Below are 10,797 nucleotides of genomic sequence, written 5' to 3'. Positions count from 1 at the left end.
GAACCGATGAGCACGTATGCCGTGACCAACCCCGCCACCGGCGAGACCCTGGCGACGTACGACCCCGCGACCGACGAGGACGTCGAGCGCGCCCTGGGCGCGGCGGACGAGGCCTACCGCACGTGGTCGCGCGTCGTCGCGCCGGCCGAGCGGGCCGAGCGTCTGCGCCGCGTGGCCGAGCTGCACCGCGAGCGCCGCGACGAGCTGGCCGCCATCATCGTGCGCGAGATGGGCAAGCCGCTCGCCGCGGCGGAGGGCGAGGTCGATTTCGCCGCCGACATCACCGCGTACTACGCCGACCACATCGACGAGATCACCGGCGACACCCCGATCCCGATCGAGGGGGAGGGTGCCGCGGTCATCCGTCGCAGCCCGCTCGGCGTGCTGCTCGGGATCATGCCGTGGAACTTCCCGTACTACCAGGTAGCCCGTTTCGCGGCGCCGAACATCGCGGTCGGGAACACCATCCTGCTCAAGCACGCGCCGCAGTGCCCCGAGTCCGCCGCAGCGATCGACGCGATCTACCGCGACGCGGGCTTCCCGGCCGGGGTCTACACGAACCTGTACCTGAGCAACGAGCAGGCCGCCGATGTGATCGCCGACCGCCGCGTGCAGGGCGTCTCGGTGACCGGATCGGAGCGCGCCGGATCGGCGGTCGCCGAGATCGCCGGTCGCAACCTGAAGAAGGTCGCGCTCGAGCTCGGTGGGTCGGACCCCTTCATCCTGCTCTCGACCGACGATCTGGATGCCGCGGTGTCGGCGGCTGCCGAGGCGCGCCTCGACAACGTGGGCCAGTCGTGCAACGGCGCGAAGCGGTTCATCGTGGTCGATGGACTCTACGACGCCTTCGTCGAGAAGTTCGCCGCGGCGCTGGCCGACGCGAAGGTCGGCGATCCTTTCGCCGACGATACGGTTCTCGGACCGCTGTCGTCGCTCACGGCGGCGGAGCGGCTGGCGGAGCAGGTCGACCGAGCCGTGGCGCAGGGGGCGACCCTCGTGACCGGCGGACGCCGCGACGGCGCCTTCTACCCGGGAACGGTCCTGACCGGCGTGACACCGGAGATGGATGCCTACCGCGAGGAGTTCTTCGGTCCCGTCGGCGTGGTCTACCGGGTCGCGGACGAGGCCGAGGCGATCGAACTCGCCAACGACACCCCGTTCGGGCTCGGGTCGTACGTGTTCACGACGGATGCCGAGCAGGCTGAGCGTGTGGCCGATGCGATCGACGCGGGAATGGTCTACATCAACCTCGTGCTCGCTGACGAGGCCGGGCTGCCGTTCGGCGGCGTCAAGCGCAGCGGCACGTCTCGCGAGCTCGGGCTCCTCGCCGCCGACGAGTTCGTGAACAAGAAGCTCATCCGCACGGGCGCCTGACCCGTCGCGAGAGCCCACGGAGCAACACGAAGGGCGCGCCGAGTGGATCGGCGCGCCCTTCGTCGTGGGTGATCGGGGTCGTAGGTGATCGGGCTCAGGCGTCGAGGAGAGCACGCACCTCGGCGGCTTCGGCGGGGCGGCCGAGGGTCTCGTAGACGTCACCCAGCTCGCCCGCGGCGACCTGGAGCAGCGGTGGGATCTCTGCGGCGCGCTCCATGACCGAGCGGTAGAGCGGGACGGCATCGGCGGCCCGCTCGTTCTGCGTGAGGACACGTGCGGCGAAGAGTTCGGATGCGCCTGCGGACGCCGTGTCGCCCACCTCGGCGAACGCGTCGGCGGCCTGGAGGGCGGTGGCGACCGCCTCGTCCGCCTGCCCGAGCATCGCCAGCGCGCGGGCTCGCGAGTCGGTGATGTCGGCCACGAGCCAGGGGGCGCCGAGACCGGACGCGATCTGGCGCGCCTCATCGAGGGCCGTCAGCGCCTCGGGTTCGCCGCGGGCGGCCCGGACCTGGCCCTCCGAGTGGCGCGCTTCGGCCAGCAGGCCGCCCTGGTCGGGGTCGGTGCGCGCGATCGCGACCGCCGTCTCGAGCGAGGCGAGGGCGTCGTCGAACTCTCCGAACCGGTGCAGCAGGCGTCCGTGCGACAGGAGGGCGTTGGCGCGACCCACCGGGGCCTCTCCCTCGTCGAACAGCTCGGCGGCGAAATCCCAGGCGCCGACGGCACGGCCGGGTTCGCCGGCGTCCTCGAAGGCGCGGGCCAGCAGCATGAGCGTCTGGGCGCGAGAGGCCGCAGGCTCGTCGCGGTCGGTCTCGTCGGAGTAGACGTTCACCAGCAGCTCGGCGGCCTCGTCGGCAGAGCCGGATGCGAGCAGTGCCCGCGCGAGGCGGTACTGCACCGCGGTCACGGAGTCGCCGTTCTCGGTCGCGGCGCGCTCGGCGAACCGGTAGCGCGCGACCGCCTCGCCGGGAGCGCCGGCGTCTTCGTTCAGGGCGGCCGCGAGCACGTATGCCCCGGCGAGGACGCTGCGCGCGTCGAGCTCGACGAGGATGCGGCAGAGCTCGTCGGCGTCGGTCACGCCGTCGAGGAACCGCTCCTGGCCACCGCGCATGCGAGCGCGCAGCCCGAGCAGCCGGGCTCGTGCGCCGGCGCCGAGTGCGGGGTTCTCGAGCGCGGCGGCGATCGTCGCGTCGCACTCGTCGAACGCGCCGATGGCGCCCTGGAACGACGCACGCGCGAGCGCGACGATGCGGCGCAGGTCGTCGTCGCCGAGCGCGGCCTCGCGGTCGCGCGCGTCGTCGAAGAGCTCGCGGGCCGTCTCCGGGTCGCTCTCGGCGACGGCCATGCCGAGTACGACCTCCACGATCGCGTGCAGGCGCGGCGGCAGGCTCTCGCCGTCGGCGAGGACCGCGCGAAGCGTCTCGAGGTCGTCGGGGGTGCTGCGTCCGAAGAGCGCGAGCCCGGCGCGCTCTTCGACCTGGGCCTCCGCGTCGCGGCCGGCGGCGCGGAGGGCGTCGAGACGGTCCTGCAGAGCCGCCTGGGCGCCCTCGAGGTCGTCGCGCGCGACAAGAGCGGCGATGCGCGCCGAGTGGAGCTTGGCGCGCTGCTCGAGGGTCGCGCCGGGGAGCGCTGCATCCGCCGCGGCCAGCGCTTCCGAGGCTCCGTAGTCGGCGAGGTCGATCGCTCGCTGGACGAGCTCCTCGGCCGAGCGCGCGGCCACGGGGGCGACGCGGGGGAGCAGGGGTTCGGCGCTGAGGGGAAGCGAATAGCGCTCCTGCCCGACGGCCCAGGCCCGGTCGAGGCGGCGGCGGTGGCCGTCGGTGCCGTCGCGGCGGTCGAACTCGCCGGCGATCCGCTCGGCCTCCGAACGCATCACCGCGGCCAGCTCGGCGGCACGCCACGGGCCGTCGTGGTCGCCGAAGAAGGCACGAAGCCGCTCGGAGTCGGCGCCGCGCACGATGGTGTCGGCGTGACCCGCGGCGCTGACCGCTTCCAGCGCGATCGCGAAGGCGGTGAGGGCGGAGAGATGCCCGTCGACGCCGAGCGCGTCGTGCGCGAGCCAGTCGAGGTGGCGTTCGACGAGCGAGAGCGCCCGTGCCTCGTTGCCGGTGATGGCGCAGAAGACGATGTTGTCGGCGACGATGGCGAGGTTGTCCGCGTTGTCCTTCGCCAGGCGGTAGCTGCGCAGGTGAGCGAGGCGTGCCTTGTCGTATTCGCCCGCGTGCAGGTACGGGACGAGCGACCGGGCGAGCGCGTGCTCCGGCTCTTCACCGCATGAGAAGTCGCCCTCGACGAGCTCTTCGACGAGGCGGATCGCCTCGTCTTCGCGGTCGGTGTCGATGAGGTATCCGGCGACGACGCTGCGGACGCACGCTTCGCAGTGGCTGTGGCTGTCGCGGGGTGTCGTCTCGAGCTTGGTGCGCAGCTGCTCGGCCTCGTCGAGGCGGCCGGCCATCCACGCGTTCTCGAAGCGGGCCATGAGGACGCCGCTCTGACCGAGCCCGGCGGCGCGGTAGTGGTTCTCCATGTCGTCGAGCACGGCGGCGATCTGTTCCCGGTCGAACGCGGGAGACGCGGCCAGGCTGTCGGCCATCCACTTGAACTGCCACATGAGGTCGGCGGTCTCGTCACCGAGGTCGGCGGGGAAGCGCTCGGGGTCGTCGTCGTGCTTGCCGAGGCACCATGCGAAGGAGGTCAGCATCGCCTCGGTGTCGCCGCTCATGCAGGCGGACGAGGTCAGTCGCATCCGCGCCCGGTACTCCAGGGGCTCGTCCCCCGCATCGACGGCGAGGGCGATGGCCTCGTTGATGAGGGCTCGTTCTTCGATGCCGACGGGGGTGCGGTCGATCTGCTCGAACAGTTCGAGGATACGGTCGCTGCTCATGCTGTCCTTTCGTGGGGCGAGGCGCGGGATGCGGTCAGGACGCAGGGCGCGCGGAGAGTTCGACGAGCGCATGGAGCGCGCCCATCATGAGCGCGCGGTCGTCACCGCTGAGGGGGCGCTGGGCGGCGAGGAGCGCCTGGACGTAGAGGAGGTGAACCGTGCGCGCGAAGGCGAGGTCGTCGGGGATGTCCAAGAGCGAACGCACGACCGAGTTCTGCCAGTTCAGGCAGAGGCGGACGCCCCCGGACGCGCTCTCAGCCGACGCCGGGCGCAGCTTCTGGGCAGTCGCGTCGATGCGGTCCATGACGCTTCCCCACAGGGGGCTGCCGACCGATCGTGCTCGGCCGCGGTCGATCGCGCGCAGCGCTTCGGCGCCCGCGAGGTAGACCGCGGGAATCTCGGCAGCGTCGAGCGAACGCACCGCGACGGTGCATCCGACAGCCGACAGGGCGGAGCTCGCGCGCTCCTCGAGTGCGAGGACGCGGGCGCGATCGTCGAGCGGGGGCGGATCGAGCCGTTCGAGCTCCTCGGCGAGGTCGACGTGCTCGACCGTGACGCCGTCGAACACGAGCGGGAGCAGGCGCACCAATTCGGCGTCGAACAGATACCCGCCGTTGACAAGCGGCTGCCGGGGGTCGGCGATGCCGGCGATCTGGCGGTACTCGTCGACCGTCTCGACGTATCGAAGGTGCGGGAAGCGGCCGACCAGGTCGCCGACGCGCATCCGGCCGTGCGTGGTCTCGACGCTCAGCCATCGCACGATGAAGGCGGCGAGCTCGTCGTCATGACGCACGAGCGACTTGAGAGCGACTTCGTGAACCGCGACGAACTGCGCGAGTCGGTGCGGTTCGGTCAGGCCGAGGTCGAGCACCCAGCGCCGGATCGCGGCGCCGAGTTCCTGGCGGGTGTGCTCGAGGGCGTCGTCCTCGACCAGCGCCTCGCGGCTCGCGGTCGGGCTGAGGGCCGTGGAGTCGATCACGGCGCGGACGAAGAAGGCCCAGTCGGGCAGGATGTCGTCGGCGTTCTCGCTCAGCAGCATCCGGCCGAGGTAGACGCGGGTGGCCTGGCGGGCCCCGGGCGGGGGAGCGTAGGGGAGGACGTACGCGGTTCCGACGGTGTCGGTTCCCGGGACGTGCAGCGGGATCGCGTCGAACGGGTCCTGGCCGAGCAGATCGCGCCCGTAGGCCCAGCGGGCCGCCTCGTCGATGCCGGTCGTGGCGGCACGGAAGGGAGGCGTGCGGGTCGTCAGCTGCTCGCCGCCGCCGGGAAGGTCGACGCGCACCGGGATGGGGAGGAACTCGCCGAACGTCTCGGCCAGCTCCACCGTCGCGGGCGTGCTGAGGAGGTCGCGCTGGCCAGGGCGCGGCCGCAGGTGCACGCTCGTGCCGACCGGGAGGTCATCGGGAATCGTCCGCACCGTGAATGTGCCGTCGGCGTTGCCCTGCCATTCGACGGCGTCGCCCCCGCGCGCGCTCCGTGATCGGATGACGATCGTCTCGGCCACCATGAAGCACGACAGCAGTCCGATGCCGAACTGCCCCAGGAAGTCGCTCCTGGGGAGGTCGAAGATGTCGCGCTTCGAGCTGCGGCCGACGGTTGCGAGGAGGTCCGTGACCTCTGAGGCGGTGAGCCCGATGCCGTCATCGCGCACGATGAACTCGTCGCTGCGGTCGCTGAGGGGAGTGATGCGGATGCCGCTCGATTCGCGCGGCACTCCGGCCGATGCTGCGTTCGCGTCGAACTCGGCGCGAGCGGTGATCGCGTCGCAGGCGTTCTGCATCAGCTCTCGCAGGAACACGCGAGGACCCGAATAGATGTGCCGACTCAGGAGGTCGACGATGCCGCGAAGGTCGACCTGGAACTGCTGTGATCGTCCGGTATTCATCCGCCTGATTTCGTTTCGGGTAAGCACCACCGATGGCGTCCTCGGTGCGACAGCAGAGCGTAACAGTTCCCGGTAAGGGGGCATTTTTGATTCGCGTCCAGAATCGGCGCGTCAGATCGCCGTCGGGTGACGGGCAGCTTGACGGGGTCGGAATGGCGACCTGACCGGGTTCAGAAGGGTGGCGGCTCGCCGGGCGGTTCGCCCGTTCCGGCGCGGGAGCGCAGCGGGTCCGCGGTGTCGATCGTGAAGCACACGGCGGGTATGGGGACGTCTTCGCGGTAGATCCGGCCGAGGGGTGAGGTCCATTCCAGGACTCCATTGCCGAGCTGCCGGACTTCCCACTTGGTGAATTGCTTCATGGAGTGGTGCCGTTGGCAGAGGTGGGCGAGGTTGAAGATGTGGGTGTGCCCGCCGAGGGCGTGGTCGATGGTGTGATCCAGTTCGCACCGGATCGCGGCACGGCGGCATCCGGGGAACCGGCAATGCTGATCCCGGGCCATCAGGAGTTTCTTCATCGACGCGGTCGGCCGGTACGTGTCGATCTCGACCGGGGTGCGAGTGACCGGGTCGATGAACAACCGGTCCCACTCGCTGACCTGCCCGGCGAGCTGGCGGACCGTGTCGGCGTCGACGAGGCCGGCGCCGACTGCTTCGGCGGGGTTCTCGTCGCGCCCGATCAGGGTTTCCGCGGTGACGGCGACTTGCACGCGTGCCCGGATGGCGCCGAGCCCGCCGGCCCGGTCGGTTCCGTAGGTCGGATCGACCACAGGTGCCCCGCCGAGGACGAGGTCTCCGAGGATGTCGGCCCGCAGCTGATCCATCGTCCGCGTATCAGCGGGCTCGCCCGACCCCGCGGCATCCGACCCGCCCTCCGGACCAGTCGTGACCCGGGCATCCTTCACCGACTGCCCCATCTGCGTGAGCCGGTCGAGCATCCCCGCGGCGATGACGGTCGGAAGGTTGGCGACGAGGTTCGACATCCCGTCCGTCCCGTGGAACACCCGCACGCACCGCTCCGCCGCCGCAGTCTTGTGCCGCTCGGTGAACGCCTGCGGGTGCAACTTCGCCGCGAGAGCCTCCAGCGTCCCCCGCACCCGCGACGGCACATCCCGCTCGCACACCCCGACCGCGGCCTCCGCGAACGACTCCCGCACCTCGTCCGGCACCCCCGCACCGACTCGCACGACCACATCGACGTGGCCGCGCTCGATCCGCCGCTGAACCCACGCCTCGAACACCGCGGGGTAGTCGTCGATGACCGTCATCGCATGGTCGATCTCACCCTGCAGGCGACGATCCGTCAGCCGCGCCATCCCGGCTGCTTCGGCCGCGACCGACCGCAGCTCCATGTCCGACGCCATCCCCCGCACGCCGTCACGTCGCGCCTCACGCATCGCCGACCGGCCCAGCTCCGCCAACGCCCGAACCCGCGCGACATCCCCGGCGTGGACCAGGTCGAGCGCCTCCGCGAACACGGAGAACGCCTCGGCGTGCGGCGACGCATCCGCGGCACCGTCACCCCCGAGCCCACTACCGCCGTTCGCTGTCATGTTCCCATCCTGGCACCAGCCTCAGACATCCCCATCGAACGTACGTACGTCTGTGGGCTACTCGTCCCACGTCGCGCCAGGGGAGGAGTCCGCGCTGAAATCGCGCCGACGTTCGCGACCCTGGCAGTCATGACGTACACTGAGAGGAGCAGTCGAAATCTGCATTCTTTCGCCATGCCCAAGCGTCGAAGACTCGACGGCCGTGGAGGAATGCGGGCGTAGACCCCGGGATCCGAAGGATCTCTAGGGCGGTAGCTCAATTGGCAGAGCAGCGGTCTCCAAAACCGCAGGTTGCAGGTTCGATTCCTGTCCGCCCTGCGCGTCGGCGTCAGCCGGCACACGGAAGGTATCAGGTGGGTTCGATGGTCCAAGAGGGTGGCGAAGTCGTCGCCGCAGGTGGCGCGCCCCGCGAGAAGAGGCCGAACATCTTCGCGCGGATCATCATCTTCATCCGCCAGGTGTTCGCCGAACTCCGCAAGGTCGTCACCCCGACCCGCCAGGAGCTCGTGAAGTTCACGGCAGTGGTCCTCGGATTCGTCGTCGTCATGATGGCGCTCGTCTACGGCCTCGACGTCCTGTTCGTCTGGATCACGACCGTCGTCTTCGGCGTCCCGGGCTGATCGACGGGCCCAGCCCGCACGACCCGCGAATGCCTGCCGCGCAGGCATCCCGACAACCGATGGAAGAGAACGCAGTGTCAGAACGCATCCCCGACGACGTCGATTGGGCCACGGCCGCCGAGCAGTCCAGCGAGGACGACGAAGCCCAGGAGGGCAACGTGCTGGCCGGTCAGGAGCGCGCCTCCGACGCCGCCGAGCACGCCGCCGTCCACGTCGTGGACGATGAGGCCGAGCAGGACGACACCGACCTCGACGGTGTGGAGATCGACGACCCCGAGGCCGACGCCGTCGTCAACGACGCGCTCGAGATCGACGAGACCGCCGAGGCCGAAGCCGCTGCGGAGGTGCTGACCGACTCGCTCGAGGAGGAGATCGCCGAGCAGGCCGCTGAGGCCGCCGACGAGGTCGAGCCCTACGACGGCCCCGAGCCCGACGTCGAGGTGTCCGAGGAGGCCGTCGACTACCTCTCCGAGTTCGAGGCCGCCGCCGGCATCGAGATCTCCGTCGGCGACGACGATGACCCGTACGAGGCGTTCCGTACCGAGCTGCGCATGCTGCCGGGCAAGTGGTACGTCATCCACTCCTACGCCGGTTTCGAGCGCAAGGTGAAGGCCAACATCGAGCAGCGCAAGTCGACGCTCGAGGTCGAGGAGGACATCTACCAGGTCGAGGTCCCGATGGAGGACGTCGTCGAGATCAAGAACGGTCAGCGCAAGATGGTCACGCGCGTCCGGATCCCCGGCTACGTGCTCGTCCGCATGGAGCTCACCGAAGACACCTGGTCGGTCGTCCGCCACACCCCCGGCGTCACGGGCTTCGTGGGCAACGCCCACAACCCGACGCCGCTGCGCTTCGACGAGGCGTTCAACATGCTGAAGTCGCTTGTCGAGGTCAAGGAAGCGGCGCCCGCCAAGGCCGGCGCAGCCAAGGGCGTCGCCGCGCCGACCCGCAGCGTCGTCACCGAGGTCGACTTCGAGATCGGCGAGACCATCACGATCAAGGAGGGCTCGTTCGCCGGCCTTCCCGGCTCGATCAGCGAGATCAAGCCCGAGAGCGGCAAGCTCACGGTGCTCGTGTCGCTCTTCGAGCGCGAGACGCCCGTCGAGCTCTCGTTCGACCAGGTCACCAAGCAGTAACGCGATACCGCGTCGACGAGCGCCCCTCCGCCGCACGGCGGCCGGGGAGCTCCGTCGTCTGCGCGCCGCACTCACCGGCACCCTCGGAGCCGAGGATGCGGTAAGCTTGGGGAGTTTGCGGGCGCCTGCGCGCCTGCGCGACACGACCGCCGCTCGGAGATGCCGGGCGTGCGGGAGAGGGATGCCGCCGGCATCCGCTCGACGAAAGGAAAACGAATGGCACCGAAGAAGAAGGTGACCGGCCTGATCAAGCTTCAGATCAACGCCGGAGCAGCCAACCCGGCGCCGCCGATCGGCCCCGCGCTCGGTCAGCATGGCGTCAACATCATGGAGTTCTGCAAGGCGTACAACGCCGCGACCGAGTCGCAGCGCGGCAACGTCATCCCCGTGGAGATCACCGTCTACGAGGACCGCAGCTTCACGTTCATCCTGAAGACCCCGCCCGCCGCGGAGCTCATCAAGAAGGCCGCCGGAGTCGCCAAGGGCTCGGCCACGCCTCACACGACCAAGGTCGCGAAGCTCACGAAGGACCAGGTCCGCGAGATCGCCGAGGCCAAGATGCCCGACCTGAACGCCAATGACATCGAGGCCGCCTCGCTGATCATCGCCGGCACCGCCCGTTCCATGGGCATCACGGTCGAGAGCTGAGGGGGAGAACACAATGGCTAAGTCCAAGGTTTACGAAGCAGCCGCGGCGAAGATCGACCGCGACAAGTTCTACAGCTCCTCCGAGGCCGTCGCTCTCGCGAAGGACACCGGTTCGAAGAAGTTCGACTCGACCGTCGAGGTCGCGCTGAAGCTCGCTGTCGACCCGCGCAAGGCGGACCAGATGGTCCGCGGCACGGTCATCCTGCCCCACGGCACGGGTAAGACCGCTCGCGTCATCGTCTTCGCGACGGGCCCGGCCGCCGAGGCCGCCATCGCCGCTGGCGCAGACGAGGTCGGCGGCGCCGAGCTCATCGAGAAGGTCGCCGGCGGCTGGACCGCTTTCGACTCGGCCGTCTCGACGCCCGAGCTCATGGGCCAGGTCGGACGTCTGGGTAAGGTCCTCGGTCCCCGCGGCCTCATGCCCAACCCCAAGACCGGCACCGTGACCCCCAACCCGGCCAAGGCCGTCGAGGAGATCAAGGGCGGAAAGATCGAGTTCCGTGTCGACAAGCACGCCAACGTGCACTTCGTCGTCGGCAAGGCGTCGTTCTCGGCCGAGCAGCTCGAAGAGAACTTCAACGCGGCGGTCGAGGAGATCGTCCGCCTGAAGCCCTCGAGCGCCAAGGGCCGCTACATCCAGAAGGGTGCCGTGTCGACCACGTTCGGCCCCGGCATCCCGCTGGACGTCAACGCGCTCGTCTGA

At 70.0% G+C, this 10,797-nt stretch carries 8 protein-coding genes and 1 tRNA gene; 6 read left to right on the top strand and 3 right to left on the bottom strand.

Annotation, left to right across the window (positions count from 1 at the left end; translation table 11 throughout):
* Positions 1-6: 6 nt before the first annotated feature.
* The gene (locus CI089_RS14555) at positions 7-1,374 is read left to right on the top strand and encodes an NAD-dependent succinate-semialdehyde dehydrogenase (RefSeq protein ID WP_094262158.1); all 1,368 of its coding nucleotides are present in this window, start codon (positions 7-9) and stop codon (positions 1,372-1,374) included.
* A 94-nt stretch (positions 1,375-1,468) separates the two neighbouring features.
* Here the strand turns inward: CI089_RS14555 and CI089_RS14550 are convergent, their stop codons facing one another.
* The 3 genes from CI089_RS14550 to CI089_RS14540 all read right to left on the bottom strand — a co-directional run bounded on the left by CI089_RS14550 (position 1,469) and on the right by CI089_RS14540 (position 7,690).
* Positions 1,469-4,255, bottom strand: coding sequence for a tetratricopeptide repeat protein (locus CI089_RS14550; protein WP_094262516.1), 2,787 nt, complete (start codon positions 4,253-4,255; stop codon positions 1,469-1,471).
* A 34-nt stretch (positions 4,256-4,289) separates the two neighbouring features.
* Complete coding sequence (locus tag CI089_RS14545) at positions 4,290-6,140, bottom strand: HSP90 family protein (protein WP_094262157.1); 1,851 nt, start codon at positions 6,138-6,140, stop codon at positions 4,290-4,292.
* A gap of 170 nt (positions 6,141-6,310) precedes the next feature.
* Entirely contained in the window at positions 6,311-7,690 is a 1,380-nt protein-coding gene (locus CI089_RS14540) for an HNH endonuclease signature motif containing protein (RefSeq protein ID WP_094262156.1), read from the bottom strand.
* Between the two features lie 245 nt (positions 7,691-7,935).
* Here CI089_RS14540 and CI089_RS14535 point away from each other — a divergent pair.
* From CI089_RS14535 to rplA, 5 genes are all read left to right on the top strand, one after another.
* Positions 7,936-8,008: transfer RNA gene (locus tag CI089_RS14535), tRNA-Trp, on the top strand.
* A 44-nt stretch (positions 8,009-8,052) separates the two neighbouring features.
* On the top strand, positions 8,053-8,310 hold the full coding sequence (secE, locus tag CI089_RS14530) for a preprotein translocase subunit SecE (protein ID WP_023952054.1): 258 nt from the start codon (positions 8,053-8,055) through the stop codon (positions 8,308-8,310).
* Between the two features lie 74 nt (positions 8,311-8,384).
* On the top strand, positions 8,385-9,446 hold the full coding sequence (gene nusG, locus CI089_RS14525; RefSeq protein ID WP_179223349.1) for a transcription termination/antitermination protein NusG: 1,062 nt from the start codon (positions 8,385-8,387) through the stop codon (positions 9,444-9,446).
* Positions 9,447-9,662: 216 nt separating this feature from the next.
* The gene (gene rplK / locus CI089_RS14520; protein ID WP_023952050.1) at positions 9,663-10,094 is read left to right on the top strand and encodes a 50S ribosomal protein L11; all 432 of its coding nucleotides are present in this window, start codon (positions 9,663-9,665) and stop codon (positions 10,092-10,094) included.
* Positions 10,095-10,107: 13 nt separating this feature from the next.
* Positions 10,108-10,797 (top strand): 50S ribosomal protein L1, encoded by a 690-nt coding sequence (rplA, locus tag CI089_RS14515; RefSeq protein ID WP_023952048.1) that lies wholly within the window; start codon positions 10,108-10,110, stop codon positions 10,795-10,797.

The organism is Microbacterium sp. Yaish 1 (assembly GCF_002245215.1).
In the GTDB taxonomy this organism is placed as follows: domain Bacteria; phylum Actinomycetota; class Actinomycetes; order Actinomycetales; family Microbacteriaceae; genus Microbacterium.
This window is presented reverse-complemented; position numbering and strand designations above follow the sequence as displayed.